19 protein-coding genes and 2 pseudogenes are annotated in these 16134 nt (G+C 36.6%); 13 read left to right on the top strand and 8 right to left on the bottom strand.

The window, feature by feature from the left end:
• Positions 1-133: 133 nt before the first annotated feature.
• The 7 genes from DET63_RS10460 (at position 134) to dnaB (ending at position 5253) form a co-directional block, all read left to right on the top strand.
• On the top strand, positions 134-472 hold the full coding sequence (locus tag DET63_RS10460; RefSeq protein WP_113936671.1) for a DUF4870 domain-containing protein: 339 nt from the start codon (positions 134-136) through the stop codon (positions 470-472).
• Positions 473-727, top strand: coding sequence for a hypothetical protein (locus tag DET63_RS10455; RefSeq protein WP_309473008.1), 255 nt, complete (start codon positions 473-475; stop codon positions 725-727).
• 8 nt (positions 728-735) lie between these two features.
• A complete protein-coding gene (locus DET63_RS10450; RefSeq protein ID WP_113936669.1) occupies positions 736-1473 on the top strand; it encodes a MerR family transcriptional regulator in 738 nt (245 codons plus the stop codon).
• 306 nt (positions 1474-1779) lie between these two features.
• The gene (locus DET63_RS10445; protein ID WP_113936668.1) at positions 1780-2508 is read left to right on the top strand and encodes a hypothetical protein; all 729 of its coding nucleotides are present in this window, start codon (positions 1780-1782) and stop codon (positions 2506-2508) included.
• An 82-nt stretch (positions 2509-2590) separates the two neighbouring features.
• Entirely contained in the window at positions 2591-2917 is a 327-nt protein-coding gene (locus tag DET63_RS10440) for a nucleoside triphosphate pyrophosphohydrolase (RefSeq protein ID WP_113936667.1), read from the top strand.
• A gap of 192 nt (positions 2918-3109) precedes the next feature.
• Positions 3110-3970: a DnaD domain-containing protein gene (locus DET63_RS10435; RefSeq protein ID WP_113936666.1), complete on the top strand. Its 861-nt coding sequence runs from the start codon at positions 3110-3112 to the stop codon at positions 3968-3970.
• Positions 3967-5253, top strand: coding sequence for a replicative DNA helicase (gene dnaB / locus DET63_RS10430; protein ID WP_113936665.1), 1287 nt, complete (start codon positions 3967-3969; stop codon positions 5251-5253). The genes DET63_RS10435 and dnaB overlap by 4 nt, the downstream gene beginning before the upstream one ends.
• A gap of 527 nt (positions 5254-5780) precedes the next feature.
• Here dnaB and DET63_RS10425 read toward each other — a convergent pair.
• Positions 5781-6566, bottom strand: coding sequence for a TrmB family transcriptional regulator (locus DET63_RS10425; RefSeq protein WP_113936664.1), 786 nt, complete (start codon positions 6564-6566; stop codon positions 5781-5783).
• Between the two features lie 262 nt (positions 6567-6828).
• On the opposite strand from DET63_RS10425, the gene DET63_RS10420 reads away from it, so the two are divergent.
• Positions 6829-7596 (top strand): TSUP family transporter, encoded by a 768-nt coding sequence (locus tag DET63_RS10420; RefSeq protein WP_113936663.1) that lies wholly within the window; start codon positions 6829-6831, stop codon positions 7594-7596.
• A gap of 231 nt (positions 7597-7827) precedes the next feature.
• Here the strand turns inward: DET63_RS10420 and DET63_RS10415 are convergent, their stop codons facing one another.
• Positions 7828-8715 (bottom strand): DMT family transporter, encoded by an 888-nt coding sequence (locus tag DET63_RS10415; protein ID WP_113936662.1) that lies wholly within the window; start codon positions 8713-8715, stop codon positions 7828-7830.
• Between the two features lie 406 nt (positions 8716-9121).
• Between DET63_RS10415 and DET63_RS10410 the strand changes: the two genes are divergently transcribed.
• Complete coding sequence (locus DET63_RS10410; protein ID WP_113936778.1) at positions 9122-9667, top strand: hypothetical protein; 546 nt, start codon at positions 9122-9124, stop codon at positions 9665-9667.
• Positions 9668-9669: 2 nt separating this feature from the next.
• On the top strand, positions 9670-10329 hold the full coding sequence (locus DET63_RS10405) for a PspA/IM30 family protein (protein ID WP_113936661.1): 660 nt from the start codon (positions 9670-9672) through the stop codon (positions 10327-10329).
• Between the two features lie 454 nt (positions 10330-10783).
• On the opposite strand, the gene DET63_RS10400 is transcribed toward DET63_RS10405, so the two are convergent.
• Positions 10784-11359 carry a TetR/AcrR family transcriptional regulator gene (locus DET63_RS10400; RefSeq protein WP_113936660.1) on the bottom strand — a complete coding sequence of 192 codons (576 nt, stop codon included), beginning with the start codon at positions 11357-11359 and terminating at the stop codon, positions 10784-10786.
• A 142-nt stretch (positions 11360-11501) separates the two neighbouring features.
• Between DET63_RS10400 and DET63_RS10395 the strand changes: the two genes are divergently transcribed.
• A complete protein-coding gene (locus DET63_RS10395; protein ID WP_113936659.1) occupies positions 11502-12977 on the top strand; it encodes an MDR family MFS transporter in 1476 nt (491 codons plus the stop codon).
• 42 nt (positions 12978-13019) lie between these two features.
• Here DET63_RS10395 and DET63_RS10390 read toward each other — a convergent pair whose 3' ends face one another.
• From DET63_RS10390 to DET63_RS10375, 4 genes are all read right to left on the bottom strand, one after another.
• Positions 13020-13547 carry a permease gene (locus DET63_RS10390; RefSeq protein ID WP_113936658.1) on the bottom strand — a complete coding sequence of 176 codons (528 nt, stop codon included), beginning with the start codon at positions 13545-13547 and terminating at the stop codon, positions 13020-13022.
• Positions 13544-14026: a hypothetical protein gene (locus DET63_RS10385; RefSeq protein WP_113936657.1), complete on the bottom strand. Its 483-nt coding sequence runs from the start codon at positions 14024-14026 to the stop codon at positions 13544-13546. The genes DET63_RS10390 and DET63_RS10385 overlap by 4 nt, the downstream gene beginning before the upstream one ends.
• Positions 14019-14360: a PadR family transcriptional regulator gene (locus DET63_RS10380; RefSeq protein WP_113936656.1), complete on the bottom strand. Its 342-nt coding sequence runs from the start codon at positions 14358-14360 to the stop codon at positions 14019-14021. The genes DET63_RS10385 and DET63_RS10380 overlap by 8 nt, the downstream gene beginning before the upstream one ends.
• 289 nt (positions 14361-14649) lie before the next feature.
• Positions 14650-14796 (bottom strand): YjcZ family sporulation protein, encoded by a 147-nt coding sequence (locus DET63_RS10375; RefSeq protein WP_000540380.1) that lies wholly within the window; start codon positions 14794-14796, stop codon positions 14650-14652.
• 199 nt (positions 14797-14995) lie between these two features.
• Here DET63_RS10375 and DET63_RS10370 point away from each other — a divergent pair, with 199 nt between their 5' ends.
• Complete coding sequence (locus DET63_RS10370; RefSeq protein WP_113936655.1) at positions 14996-15232, top strand: preprotein translocase; 237 nt, start codon at positions 14996-14998, stop codon at positions 15230-15232.
• A gap of 126 nt (positions 15233-15358) precedes the next feature.
• Here the strand turns inward: DET63_RS10370 and DET63_RS10365 are convergent.
• Positions 15359-15673: pseudogene (locus tag DET63_RS10365) on the bottom strand (DUF4352 domain-containing protein); the annotation flags it as partial.
• A gap of 189 nt (positions 15674-15862) precedes the next feature.
• Here DET63_RS10365 and tnpA point away from each other — a divergent pair.
• Positions 15863-16132, top strand: a pseudogene (gene tnpA / locus DET63_RS10355) (IS200/IS605 family transposase); the annotation flags it as partial.
• Positions 16133-16134 lie beyond the last annotated feature (2 nt).

The raw sequence follows: 16134 nt of genomic DNA, 5'->3' as shown, positions 1-16134 counted from the left end.
CCTGTCAAGGTAAAGATCTGATTTTATCTATATCGGTATCAATTAATTTTTTCTATACATTCCCCTTGCACCTACCCCAACGTCACCCCCTAACCTAAAGAAGACAAAACAAATAGGGGGGACAAAACCACTCATGAAAACCACCACAAAAGAAAAAAGAAACACCACCATCATGCTACTACTTTCAGCCGCAATAGGAATCTTTTCACCACTACTCATGTACATCACACTGGCACGTAAAAATGAGGTGTACAAATATCATTGCCGAAAGGCGTTCAACTTTCATTTGTTAATCTTTCTTCTATTTAATATTAGTTCGCGTATTAGTGATGTTTTGTTTTGGATTGTGTTTGCCTTTGAGGTCGTTCAAGTGATCATTGTTGCGTGGAAAGTAATACGCGATGAGCCATATCGTTATTTCATTCGAATTCCGTTATTTAAAGAAGATAAGTACGCAGTGGAAGGAGAATAGGTGATGAAACAAGAAGTTGAGATAAAGGGAAAGCGATCTTTCGTTATGATTGCAGTGTTATTTATTGCGATTTATATCGTTTTACGAAGACGAAAGTATGAGTGCTTTTATGATGGTATTAGCGAGTATGAAAATCCTTATAGAGGGAATATTCCTTTTTTATTGCTTGTTGTAGGCTTGTTTCAATATTGTAGGCAGAATGAGCTGAGTTTTTCTCATATGATTCAGTATGTGAAAGAGAAGTTAGCGGAGTAGGTGATGATATGGCGTGGATGATTAGTGAGTTTGCAAGTGTTGGGGATGTTACGGTGCGGACACTTCGTTATTATGACAAGATTAATTTATTAAAGCCGAGCGATTATACTGAGGGTGGGCACCGGTTATATACGAAAGATGATTTGTATGTGCTGCAGCAAATTCAATCGTTTAAGCATCTTGGTTTTTCGCTTGGGGAAATTCAAAATATTATATTGCAGCGTGATATTGAGACTGAAGGATTTTTAAGACAAATGAATTTTCAAAGAGAGATGCTTTTGGCAGAGCAAGAAAGAATTGCGAAGGTACTTTCGCATATGGATGAGATGACGAAGAAGTTTCAAAAGGAAGAACGAGTGGATGTTGCTTTGTTTTCTTCTTTTCTGCAAACTTTTATATGGGAGAAAGAAAATAAAGCATGGTTAGAGGAACACTTTTCAAAGGAGAGTGTTCAAGCGTTTTATAACAATAAGGATTTAAAAGAAGAATTTGAGCATCGTTTTATGGATGTGATAGGGAAATTGAAAAAGTATAAGGGAGAAGAGAAGGATCCGAGTCATCATGATGTTCAAGTTACCTTGAAGGGATTTTTCAATTTAATAGAAGAAGTAACGAACTATATTGATACATCTCAAAGTGATATAGAAGATATAATCAACCAATCAAAAATCCCATTAGTCGAATTCCCCACTCTTTTTACGGATGAGGAAGAACAGTATATAAAAGAAGCAATGAATAAAATATAGCCTGTAAGTAAACAGTTTCTCTATTAGTAATAAAATGGGGAAGCTGTCTTTCTATTTTATTAGGACTAAAAACTATTTTCGATATGATGCTATATTCTTTTTTTCATTGATTATCATTGTAATACAAACCCTTCCGTTTACTACCTTTACAAGTATTTTTACAGGTAGTTCATTTGATAAGTGTTAATTTGTATTATCTGACAAATCAATCAAATAATTTTGTATTGAAAAAAATTAAAACATGGGAATATATAGTTTGAATGAAATTAATTGTAATTAAATAAAAGAATGAGAGGGATAAGTGATTTGAATACTTTATTTTTATTATTGTTTTTTGTATGCTTAATCGCATTAATTATTGGGATTATTAAACCTCAAGCAGTAGTTAGATGGGGATCAGAAGAAAAAAGAAATAGAAAAAGTGTACTAAAGTTCTACGGAATAGGCGTAGTAGCAATGTTTATTTTATTTGGTGTAACTTCTGAGGGTACGAAAAAGACAGAAGAAGCGAAAACTGAGGCTAAGCCAGCTAAAGCTGAACAGAAGAAAGAGTTAACAGCAGAGGAAAAAGCAGCAGCAGAACAAGCAGCGGCAGAGAAAGCGGCGGCAGAGAAAGCGGCAGCAGAGAAAGCAGCAGCAGAGAAGGCGGCTGCAGAACAAGCAGCGGCAGAGAAAGCAGCAACGGAGAAAGCAGCAAAAGAGGAAGAAGAGCGAATTGGATATGAAACAGGAATTACATATGATCAATTAGCTAGAACACCAGATGAGTTTAAAGGAAAGAAAGCTAAATTCACAGGAAAAGTCCTTCAAGTAATGGAAGGACAAGGCGAGACGCAATTAAGAGTAGCAGTTAATGGAGATTATGATAAAGTATTATATGTTGCTTACAAAAGTGATATTTTAAATTCAAGAGTGTTAGAAAAAGATAATGTTACTATTAAAGGGAAATCTGCAGGTATATATACTTATAAATCTACTATGGGTGGCGAAATTAGTATCCCAGCAATGTTAGTAGAAAAGATTGATATTAATTAATAAGAAGCAACAAAGCAGTTTAACACCTAGTTAAACTGCTTTTCCATTATAATAGAAGAAAAACCAAACGGAGGAAAATCCCATGCCAACCTACAACAAACTAATCCGAAACAAAATCCCACAAATCATAAAAGCTAACGGAAAAACACCCACAACAAGAATCCTATCCGAAGACGCATACATACAAGAACTTTGCAAAAAAACAGAAGAAGAACTAACCGAATACCTAGAAGCAGACACAAAAGAAAACAAACTCGAAGAACTATCCGACCTACTAGAAATAATCAAAGCCCTAGCCGAACACGAAGGCACAACACTAGAAGAAATCAACAACATCCGTAAAAAGAAAGCAGAAGAACGAGGTGGCTTTTCAAATCGATTCTTTCTAATTGAAGTAGCCGATAACTAGCCCCTCATAAGCCCCTTACAAGCCCCTACCAAGTAATAAATCACTAAGAAAAAACACAACAAAACAAAAACAAACACCGTAGTAGTAGTCAAAAATTTTTTTTGAAATAACACGCCAAAAACCCACCCCTCCTTCCTATATATAGTACAAAGAAGCATTTTTTACTTTTGAATCGGGACAGGAGGAATTGGGATGGCGGTGTATCGTAATGTGCAGGTGAATTTTTGGCAGGATGATTTTGTTTTGGATTTGACGCCGGAGGAGCGGTATTTTTATGTGTATTTGTTAACTTGTTCGAAGACGACGCAGTGTGGGATTTTTCCGTTTCCGAAGCGGTTAGCTGAGATGGAGACTGGTTATAACAGGGGGACTGTTGATAAGCTTGTGCAGCGCTTCATTGATTATGGGAAGATTCTTTATGATGCGGAGACGCGGGAGTTATTTATTTTAAATTGGCTTCGTTATAATCCGGTGACGAATACGAATGTGGAGAAGTGTGTGCTTCGTGAGCTTAAGGGTGTGAAGAATAAGGAGTTTGTACATATGTTTCTTCAGAAGTGTGTAGAGGAGGAGCTGAATGTTCCGATGCTTTTAGCACATTTCGGTATGCCGAGTGATTTGACTGTGGATGATGTAGAGCCAGTTTGCGAGGAGACAGAGGAAGAAGAGGTTATAGAGGAAGAGACGGGAAGTCGCGTGTTTTCTTTTTATGAACAAAATTTCGGTAGTTTGTCTCCTCATACGGTAGAGGAACTGAGTGCGTGGATGGAAGATTTGTCAGAGGAGCTTGTGTTGAAGGCTCTTCAAATTGCGTTTGAGAATAATAAGCGGACGGTTGCTTATGTGAAGGGGATTTTGAGGGGGTGGCACGGGAAAGGGTTTACGAAAGTGTGTGAGGTTGAGGCGGATACGGCTCAGTTTAGGAAGAAGGAGTCGTCTGTAAGTACTGGGGAGACGGAGGAGTTTTTGACGAGGTGCGAGGAGTGGGAGAAGAATGCGCTGTCAGAGGAAGAGTTGCAGCGGTTTTTAGCGGAACGCGGGTGGCGGCCATGAGTATTCAAAATGTGGAGGCGGAAAAGACGGTGTTAGGTTCTCTTTTAATTGATGGAGAGCTTATTAAGGAGTGCCGTTTGACGGAGCACTATTTTTCTATGCCGGTGCATAAGTCTATATTTCGGTTAATGCGAAAAATTGAAGATGAAGGGCAACCAATTGATCTTGTGACGCTCGTTTCTCGGATGAATCCAAATTTTTTGGAGAATATTGGGGGGATGGAGTATTTTATAGCGTTAATAGAGGGTGTGCCTACAACTGCCAACTTCTCTTATTATGAGGGGCTTGTTCGAGGTGCTTGGAAAATGTATCAGGCCGGTGTTCTCGGGCACAAGATGGGAGAGCGTCTTATTGCGGAGAAGAATGAGAAAATTATTGGTGAGACGATTACGGAGCTTTGTGAGTTAGAGGAAAAGGACTATGTATGTGAGTTTGATTTGAAGGATGCGTTAGTTGGTTTGTATGAGGAGCTTCATCAAGATACGAAAGAGAATACTGGTATTGAGACTGGTTATACATCGTTAAATAAGATGACGTGCGGATTGCAGGAAGGTGATTTTGTCGTTCTTGGAGCGCGTCCTTCTATGGGGAAAACGGCGTTTGCGTTAAATATTGCACTGCATGCGGCGAAGTCTGGAGCGGCAGTTGGATTGTTTTCGTTAGAGATGAGTAGTAAGCAATTGCTAAAAAGGCTGGCGTCTTGCGCGGGCGAAGTGTCAGGAGGTAGGCTGAAAAATCCGAAGCATCGTTTTACGATAGAAGACTGGGAAAAGGTGAGTAAGGCTTTTGCGGAGATTGGTGAGTTACCGCTTGAGATTTATGATAAAGCCGGTGTTACGATGCAGGATATTTGGATGCAGACTCGTAAGTTAAAGCGGAAGCACGGTGATAAAAAGCTTTTAATTATTGTAGATTATTTGCAGCTTATTACGGGCGATCCGAAGCATAAGGGCAATCGATTTCAAGAGATTAGTGAAATTTCTCGTAAGCTTAAGTTGTTAGCGCGTGATTTAAATGTTTGTATAGTAGCATTGTCGCAATTGTCTCGTTCCGTAGAGTCACGTCAAGATAAGCGACCACTTTTATCTGATTTAAGAGAGACAGGGCAAATTGAGCAAGATGCGGATGTCATTATGCTTATGTATCGTGAAGATTATTATGATAAGGAAACGATGCAGAAAGAGATGACGGAGATCCATGTGGCGAAGCATCGGAATGGGCCTGTGGGTAGTTTTAAGCTAAGATTTTTGAAGGAGCTTGGGCGGTTTGTGGAGAGTGGATGATAAAATAGAAGAAGGCATATAAAAAGGTAAAGGAGTGGTTACGGTTGACAAAAGTAGGTCGTTTATCCCGAATTAACGGGCAGTAAAACTCCCACCTCAAAATTCGGCTGGAGCAAAGGAGTTAGGTGGGGGATCAACTGCCCGTAAACGCCCGATTGGTTCAACTAATAATCAGTGGGGGATGAACAAAACCCCCACTGATTAAAGTTTCACTTTATATGAGCAAGAGAAGCAAGAAGAAATAGATAAAGCACTTTCGGCAGCTGGAATGCTCTTTAAGGGAATGAGTATAGAGGAAGTGGCTAAGAAATTAGATGTAACAATTGAGAAGGTGAAAGAGTGGGAGAATCGTTTATCTCATTAATCGCTGGGTTAATGGGAATATTCCGCAAAGGGAAAATGGCAGCGTCTGTATAAATTTATATAAAAATAGCCGACTATTTACTATATAATAGTCAGCTATTTTTGTACGGAGAAGTTGTTAGGTTTAATACGCAAATTTTTCGATTTGCTCTTGAATATATTTCTTATTTTTCTATAAAGAAGGATTTTCTCTCTGTAGTAATCCATTGCTCCAAATCATCTTGGCTACGTTGTACAAGTCGATTCACTAAAACATCATGCCATACATAATCCTCTAATAGGTATATATGAACGGGATCATCTGTATAAAAAGCAATATTACGCTCCTCAAGTGATGGTCCATAAATCATCTCTTTAGAATCTATCGATAAAATAAACCAATGTTCTGTAGACAGGGTTTCTGTATAAGGTGTTATACGATGGGCTTCTAGATTTTTAATGGGATTTTCAACATGCAGGGTAATACCTTGTACTGTAACTTTATCAGCTACCTCAGATAGTTCCTCTTTTAACGCTTCATACATCTCATCCCACATTGAAATGACAATACGTTTTTGGGCTTTTTTTATTAATGCCTGACAGTAGCTAATTATTGTTTTATTGTCTTTTAAAGTAATCACTCGATTATCCGTTTTTTCCTCGAAAGTTTCTAATTTTTTTAATGAATCACTGATTACTTCATAAGTAGACTGCCATTCTGATTGCGCCTTTTGTAAAAAGATTTCAACAGGTAGAGGTGAATAGCGAGTGGTGTCATTTATTTCTTCCTTCATGACAATTCCTTTTTCTACAAGGTTACCCAAAATCTCATAAATTCGTGCTCTTGGGATACCCGAATCCTTACTCACTTGGTAGGCTGTGACAGGCCCCTGTTTAACAAGAGATACATAAGATTTAGCTTCATATTCATTAAAACCAATTTTTTTAAGCTGTTGCACTATGTAGTCCACTTTTTTCGTCCTCCGATGTTTGCTTTTATCCCGCTTTAATGGGCAGTAAGACCCCCACCTCAAAATTCAGCGAAAGCAAAGAAGTTAGGTGGGGGATCAACTGCCCATAAAAGTCCGATTGGTTCAACTAATAATCAGTGGGGGATGAAGAAAACCCCCACTGATTAAAGTTTCACTTTATATTTCAACGTTACAATAACTGTTTACATTTAGCAAATTATTAGTTACTATTCGGATAGTGACTAAAGGGGAGGTTAATAGTATGGATTTTTATTTAGACCCATCAGTATTAATTATTTTGATTGCTTTTGGATTTTTAGCTGCATTTATTGATTCAGTTGTAGGTGGTGGAGGACTGATTGCCTTACCCGCTTTATTATTTACAGGACTGAATCCAGCAAGTGCAGTAGCTACGAATAAACTAGCGTCGACAATGGGGTGTGCAACTAGTAATATTGTGTTTTATCGTTCTGGTAATCTTGATTTGAAATCGGCGTTTAAATTAGTTCCACTCACTTTCATAGGTTCCATAATAGGGGCATGGACCATTCATTTAATGAACCCAGAAGTACTGAAGCCATTGATGCTGATTATGCTTGGTGCGGTTGCTATTTATACGATATTCAAAAAGGATTGGGGTAGTATTTCCACTCATAAAAAATTGTCTGGTCGACACGTCATTATCTTTACTTTTTTTGTTTTTGCTATTGGTTTTTATGATGGATTTCTAGGTCCTGGCACAGGTTCGTTTTTAATGTTTTCTCTTTTATTTATTGGGTATGATTTTTTAAAAGCAGCAGGTAATGCGAAGCTTCTTAATTTAGGAAGTAATGTTGGTGCATTGTTGATGTTTATGTATGTAGGGCAAGTAAACTATGTGTATGGTTTTATAATGGGGATTGCTCAAATTGCTGGAGGGATTGTTGGCTCCAAATTTGCTATAAAAAAAGGAAGCGGGTATGTTCGTGCTCTTTTCATTACAGTAACTTGTTTATTGTTAGCGAAAAATCTGTATGACTATATTCAGTAAGTAATTTTGAACATCTTTACTTCAAAGAACGTAGAAAAGGTCAAATATGAAGGCTACATAAAATATAAGAAGATACTAGGGGCAAATTTATTTTAACATTTTTTAGATGCTACCTTATTCGAAGATAGCATCTAAAAAAGTCTCATTTAAAAGAAAATCTAAGTGAAGAGAATGAAAATAATATAAACTCATATTTTTTCTGGGGTATGTTTATTGATCATAGTGAAATGTTTACTCTATATTCTTCTTATAATTAGGCCGCAACAAACTCTTAAAATCCAGCTCAGCAATTAACACACTTACTAATATAAGCGTCGCCCCTAAGTACCCTTTTCCTGTGAGCGTTTCGCCTGTGAAAACGAAGGCAAATCCTGCCGAAAAGACAGGTTCTAATGAAAAGATAAGTCCCGTATGTGTGGGCGTCGTGTATTGCTGGGCGATAACTTGCACGATGAATGCGACTGCGGTACAAAATATGCTTAAGGCTAATATGATTAGCCATGAGTTGATCGTGCTAGGAAGTTTTGGGGTTTCCATCACTAATGAAAAAATAAGACTAAATAGGCCGACGAAACCGAGTTGTATGACCCCGAGCGCAATCGAGTTCACATGTTTTGTTACGTTTCCAGTAATGATGACATGAATGGCATAAAATAAGGCAGACAGTATGCAAAATATATCGCCGTTACCGATTTTGAATTCACTAGTTAATGTTAATAAGCCAATTCCTATTATCGTTAAAACAATTCCTAATATAACTTTCTTTTCAGGAATGTGTTTTAAAAATATAGCTGATAATATCGGAATGAAAATGACTGTGAGACATAGTAAGAAACCAGCATTAGACACACTTGTATACTTTGTACCGAATGTCGCAAAAATGTAAACGATAAATAAAACGGAAGCTAGTATAAAGGCATATTTTACAGTTTTAAAATCGACTTTGAATAAGTGTTTGTAAAATATTAAACCTGATAAAAGAAAGGCAATAATAAATCGTAATGCGATTAAATTATATTCTTCTATGCCATCAAGTCCAAGCTTTGTAAGTAGGATGGATGCACCCCAAAAAAATGTAACTAGTAGTAGCATTAAATCAGCTTTTAATTGAATTTTCATTTCTATTCCCTCGTTATGTATAATTTATGATTCCATACCCCTATCCCTATCCCTATCCCTATCGTTTATTTTAATATTAATTCTGAATATTTGGAACAAAAATTTATCGACGCTTTTTTCTCCATTCAATTATTGAGAGTTCGGATTTGAAGAAGATCGATATGTGAGTTTCTAAAGTGAATAGAAATAATGAAAAAAGAACCCAATTTCTCTATTTGATATGGAGAAGTTGGGTTCTTTCGTTTTGGAATAATTATGAGAAAATTTTTAGATATTTCTCATATATTCATCATGTTTCTTTCATGCTCTTCTCACGTCCAAGTTTTACACTCATATGTATCAAAGGTAAAGGGAGGTAATACATTTTTTACTTATCTCAAAACGAATGATAGATGGTGGTGAACAGATGAAAAAGAATAAACGTAAAAAATGGCGTTGGTTAAAATGGATTTTGATCCTGCCGTTACTTCTAGCATTACTATTGTTTGGATTACATAGTATGAAGTTTGAAAGGTGGGACCATGAGAAGCATAAGCAAGCGGCGTATACTGTTTCTCACGATAAAGAAAGGGAAGCTTTCGTTACACAAAAAGAAAAGTTTAATAACTTTGAGCGAAATCAGCATCATGAAAAACACCATGAAAAAGAGTTTGAAGGTTTATTCTTTATACCATTGCTGTTAGCGTTTGGATTTGTTCTTGTCGGCTGGTTAATCCTTCGTAAGTCTGAAGGGAATACGGTTAAAAAATGGACAGGCATATTGCTCCTAGTTATTGGTGTATTACCAGTTCTTCCGGTGCTTGCATTTGTTGCGATAATTGGTTGGGCATATAAAAAATTAAAAGAAAAAAGATTGGCAACTCATATAGATGTATACAGCGATTTTCAAGTGCACCAACAAGTAGATATTTTAGATCAATGGGAAAGAAGTATTCGTAAGGAGGAGAAGTAATAATGGGTATTTTAAAGCGTATTAAAAATATTGTAGTGGCGGATGTGCATCAAACGTTAGATAAGATAGAAAAACCTGTTAGCATGTTGAAGCAATATCTTCGCGAAACAGAACAGCAAATTACGAAGGCTGAAAAAGCACTTTCTCATCAATATTATTTAGAAAAAAAGTATGAAGTATTAATTTCAGAAACGGATGCTCTTATTGCAAGAAGAACTCGCCAAGCTGAGCTTGCCGTATCACGCGAAGAAGATCAAATGGCGCAGTTAGCCCTGCAAGAAAAAATTGTGAATGAGAAAAAGGCGGAACTATATCGTAAGCAGTACGAAATAACAAAAGAGCAAACAGCAACGATTTATGAACAAATTGACAAATTGCAAAGGAAATATGGAGAGTTGCAATATAAAGAGCTAGTTCTTGTTTCACGGTTAAATGCGGCGCAAGCAATCAAAGAAAGCAACAGAGCAATTGATTCGTTCCATACAGAAAGTACAGCGAAAGGCTTCGCACGCATTGAATCGTATGTGCAAAAGCTAGAAGCCGAAACAGCTGCTAGTAACTATTTTTCTAATTTAAAGTCTCCGAATCACCAAGAAGTGTTAGATCAAAATTTACAAGAAGAAGTACAGCGGGAGTTAGAGAAGCTAAAAGAGAATAAATAGTATGCAAAAAGCCCATTTTCATATGGGCTTTTTTCTATGTAAAATTTCATTTGTTTTGTTTACATAATATCTTTACAATCGTTTGGTAAAATATATTTAACTGCATATTGAGAGGGTGGATGGTTATCCCTTCTTTCTATTTGGAAGGAAAGGAGGTGATAATATGGAGTTTTTGTTCGATCTTGTAAAAGAATTTGTGAAAGCAACTTCCGGATAAGGACAACAAAAAAACCACTCCGCGCCGTAGCAAGCAAAAGGGTGGGTTCCGTAAAAAGAAATAACTTATAATAACTACCACCCTATACGGTAGCAGTTAAGGAAGAGATGTTAGCGCACCTCTTCTTTTTATTATATGCCATTTTATTCGATGTCACACTTATATAGTATTCTACGGAAAATATATCATATTCCTATTTTGTGGTCAATTTGATTACATGAGCGGAAATTTGTAACACTATTCCTTTTCAAACTGAAAAATATCCCGATTAATGAGTTGGTGGAAGTGCCTATCCATTTCTGCCGCAGAAACTGTTCTTTCATTTTGAAACCACCACGCACTTAATGATGTGATTACCCCTGAATAAAATTCAATGATTAAATCATTTGGCATCGTATGATTTTTGCATAGCTGATTTAACGCTTCCGTTTCTTGTTTTCTCGTTTCATGACTTAAATAATGTATACGGCTAATAAATTGTTCATCAGACATTTGCGCCTCTAATATTTTACCGATTTCTTCATGGTGCAGGAATTGTTCCATCACTTGAAATGGTTTACTTAATCGATCTAAAAGCGGTATTTCAGCAATCATCTCCCCATAGCGCTTAAATCCAAATGCTAATAAAGCATCTTTATCTTCAAAATGTTTATAAAAGGTTGTTCGGTGTACCATCGCAAGGTCACAAATTTGGTTAATCGTGATGGAACTATATTTTTGTTTTGATTGTGTCATTAATTCAAATAAGGAATCCCAAAGTAATTTATGTGTACGTCTAATACGTAAATCAAGTTGTTTTTCACTATCGTTCATCTACAATTCTCCTTTTGTGTAGATTAAATATACAATGGCTTTAAATTGATTCTCCCTTTTTAATCTACATATGTATATTATATTACATGTGTTCCGGTGTATTTAAAGCTTTTTAAGTAAAAAATAGGAGGAGAATCAATACATGAATATAACAACTAAGAGCCCCGCAAGTGGCAAAGTTGATACTTCTAATATGAAACATACCCCGATTTTAATTGCATTACTTTTAGGGGCAATGGTTGCATTATTAAACGAAACATTACTTGGTAATGCGTTAACTGTATTAATGAAAGAATTTGACGTAACAGCTTCAACTATTCAATGGCTTTCTACAGCTTACATGTTGGTGGTTGGGGTTTTAGTCCCGATTACAGCGTTACTTCAGCAATGGCTCACAACGAGGCAAATGTTTTTGATCGCTATGGTAACGTTTTTAGTCGGTACATTAATTGCGGGATTTGCACCGACATTTTCCGTTTTATTAGTCGGCCGTATCGTCCAAGCTGTAGCGACGGGGTTAATTTCACCGTTATTAATGAATACGATTTTAATTATTTGTCCACCTGAAAAGCGCGGTGCCACGATGGGATTAATCGCACTTGTGATGATGTCAGCTCCAGCAATTGGTCCTACATTATCAGGAGTAATTGTTGATTCATTAAATTGGCGCTGGTTATTCTACATTGTTATTCCTATCGTGATCATTTCAATTATGATTGGGATGAAGTACATTCAAAATGTTACAGAGTTAACAAGGCCAAAAGTAGATTATCCATCTATCCTTTTATCGACATTAGGATTTGGCGGGCTTGTGTATAGCTTTAGTGCATCCGGTGATTTAGGGTGGTCCGATCCGAAAGTGTATGGTGCCTTAATTGTTGGGCTTATATCACTATGTATTTTTGTCATTCGACAATTAAAAATCGAGAATCCAATTTTAGAATTACGTGCATTTAAAGTGCCGATGTTTACAATATCAGTTGGATTAATCGTCATTGTGATGATGTCGTTATTTTCAACAATGACTTTATTACCGATGTTCCTGCAAACAGTTTTACTCGTTACAGCCTTTAAATCAGGACTAATAATGCTTCCGGGAAGTATTATTAGCGCCATAATGGGACCAATCGCAGGTAAACTATTTGATAAATTTAGTCCGAAAGTTGTTATCGTTCCCGGTATTGTGTTAGTAGGGATTGCAATGTTCTTATTTAAAGGCATTACTCCTGACACATCAATGGTACAAATTATTGTCATGCATAGCGTATTAATGGTCGGACTCATGTTTGTAATGACAGCACAAACATATGGATTAAATCAATTAACACCAGATTTATATCCGCACGGAACAGCACTATTTAGTACGTTGCAACAAGTAGCTGGCGCAATTGGTACGGCTATCTTTATTTCGAAAATGTCTTCAGGAACAACTAAGTATATGGAAAGCTCAGCAAATCCAATGGACCCAGTAGAGAAGTTAAACGGTTTAACATCTGGATTCCAAGGCGCATTTACACTTGGATTAATCTTTATCGTTATTGCTTTTATCGTATCGTTGTTCTTAAAAGAAGAGAAAAAGGAAGTAAAGGCAGCGAGGGTTTTACAGAACGAGAATTAAGGTTCATAGTAAAAAGACATCTTTATGATTAAAGATGTCTTTTTACATTTCTTTCGTAATATCATACTGCAACAACTGCCCCTGATCATAAAACTTCTCAAAAATAAGCCCCATTACATAAAAGAACACTAAACCGAAACAAATATGAATGAGCGTAAAAGTAGCGCCAAATGAAGAAAATTCATACACCATAATCGGTAATTTCGCAGTTGTCCAAACGCCTAAGAAAAATACGATGTACCTAATGCTGGCGCCTTTTTTTAATAGTAGTGCTGCAATCGGAAAGGCAACATAGAGGGGACCAGCTGCAATGCCGCCTAATAATAGGGAGAATAATATTCCATATATGCCGGACTTTTCTCCCATGTATTTCATTAGCGTTTCTTTCTTCACCCAATGATCAAGTAACCCTACAAATACTAGGACAGGGGGAAGTAGAAACAACATATCTAAAATGCTATTCCCTGTTAATTGTAATGCGCTCCATCCTAAAGATTGGTTTATAAAAGTTAGTATGATAAGTCCAATCAGCAAAATGAAAAAGAAGCGATATCTTTTTAGTTCGTTCATACCATCACCACCCAAATGATATATGAGAATAGGAGTGACATGAGTAATGCAGATGCATTACGAGCGTAAGCAAAGCTTCGTCCGAATATCTTTTGTTCCATCGGCAAGGTTGTAATTCCTACTGACATTAGTGTAGACATGAGTGCCGCAACTTGAGGAAGACCTGAGCCGTGCTGTACTAACGTATTACCAAGAGGAAACACGACAAAGCTTGGGATAAGTGCCACAGATCCGAGTAGTGCTGAATAAATAATACCTAAAAATCCAGACTGTTCTCCAATGATGGAAGAGATGAAGGACGGCGTTAAGATAGAAAGTGATAGTCCAACGAAAAGCATAATGGAGAGCATGGCAGGGAGGAGGTTTTGAAATATTTTCCATGATTTTAATAGGGCAGCTTTCGTTTTATTCCGATCCTTCATAAAAGAAATCCCCGTAAGAATAATGGCCAAAGTGTAAAGGATAGCACCATTAATCATGATTAGATTCCTTTAAGTCTTTATATTTGTCTAAGAAAAATGATAAGTTTTTCATTTTTTCCTCAATATCCATTTGAAAATCCGCTAATTGTTCTTTTCCGGCTATAGTAATTTTGTACATCTTTCTCGGCTTATCTGGAACGGATGTACTTACATAAGATTCAATCGCACCTTCGTTTTCTAATTTCTTCAGCGTGCGGTAAAGGATGGCACTATCGATTGGATTGACCGGAAGTTCTTCCACGCATTTCTGAAGTAGCTGTCCGCCATAGTTATCACCTTCTGCTAAAAATAACAAAAGAAATGCACCTGTATGTCTTCCTGTATGTTTCATGAATATACCTCCTAGAATATATACTGTTAATGACAGTATACTGTTGTTAACAGTATATGGTTCATGAAGTGCTATGTCAATTTTAAAATGGTACGGAGGGGAAATGGCAATCCCTGTTTTAATCTTGTTAAATAACAAAATAAAAGCCTACTGTTTTCTTGTGACAGTGGCTTTCATAGTTGGTAAACTACTATATTACGCTTAGGGAATCTCGCACTTTGATAGTAACACATATATGTTAGCCCTATATTGAGAAATAAAAAAAAGACACTCTCAAGAGTGCCTCTTATTAGCAGCCGAATCCGCCGCCCCAACAGCTAGCTCCAACGATGATTAATAAGATAAAGAGCACAACAAGTAAGGCGAATCCACCGCCAAAACCACAGCCTCCACCACAACTACCACCATAGCCTCCACAACTACCACCATAGCCCATATTAACTCCTCCTTCCATAAAGTCCATATATTAATGGATTTATATCACTTTATGTTTTTACGGATAAACTTGAGCAGGTCCCTTTGAAAAATAAAAGTACTCGGTATTTTAAGAGAGTTGACGAGCGTATTTTTGTCACGAGTATTCCGCTTATTACATATGGTATTTTATTCTGTGCATTGGGGGAAAGGAGATCGTTATGGCTAATTCTGAGATGATATTACGTTTACTTACAGATTTAAAGATTGAGCAGCAAGCTTTAAAAGAACAGCTGGAGAAAATGCAAACAGCTTTGAGTATTCTTGAAGAAAAACCAACTATTCTTGAAGAGAAATCAACTACTCTTCAAGAGAAACCAGTTATTACAAAGCAACGTGGACATTCTGGGTTTCCAACATCTTTTCGTGATTGGAGAGCATCTTCTCAAAAGAACTAAGGAATCCTGTTATAGTGAGTTATACAAAATCACAAATGAAAAAGTACAGTCTACTGTAGTTAATACAGAGGCTGTACTTTTTGTTATGCTAGTAAAAGTGGTTTATCTATTTTATATTTTCTTTGACTATTCCACTTTTAACTCGATCCCTTTACCCAACATATCGCCACTCACTTTTAAAGTTAATCCTTGCGTATTTTTCGGTACATCGAATACAATGTTCCCTTCCGAATTTTCATTAGGATTAAGAACACCAAATTTAAATGTAGCAGTATTTGCAGCTTTAAGTACTAATTGAGATTCATTAGAAATGTGATATTCTCTTCCGGTTCCATCAATTAATTTAAAATTATTGCTATTTAGTGTAATGGGTTCCTCTTGACGATTATAAACTGCGACGTCTAATACTTTAAATACACCTTGTGCTTTAACTTCTCCATTACAGCCCTTTCCGAACGAGAAAGCCCATTGCCTTTAGGCATGGGATGAAAGTGAGGTTGGATACGGAGTACCACTAAAAATCGTAAGGTTCGTGGTACTTTAAGTATCCAAAGAATAGGTAGTTTCTTTGGGTCTGTTTGTTGTAATTTTTAGAAAATAAATGATACATTGTAACTATGATAAATGATTATAGAAGAATGTTTCAAAGTGTTGGTTGAAGAGATATGTAACGATCTTGATATTGTTAGTATCGCAATGGAATAGGATACCAAACACGTTCATTTGTTTTTAAATACACTGTCAACACTTAGTCCTGCTGATACAAGGGCAAAAATAAAAGGAGTGACATCAAAGTGTTTGAGAGAAGAATTCCCTCATCACAAGCACTTGCAAAGTTTATAGACGCGTTCCCATTTTGTTTCTACTGCTGGAAGTGTATCAAATGAGACAATAAAATAGTA

This window comes from Bacillus sp. DB-2 (assembly GCF_003315125.1).
Taxonomy (GTDB): domain Bacteria; phylum Bacillota; class Bacilli; order Bacillales; family Bacillaceae_G; genus Bacillus_A; species Bacillus_A mycoides.
The sequence above is the reverse complement of the archived record's forward strand: the minus strand, read 5'-3'. Positions and strand labels throughout refer to the sequence as shown.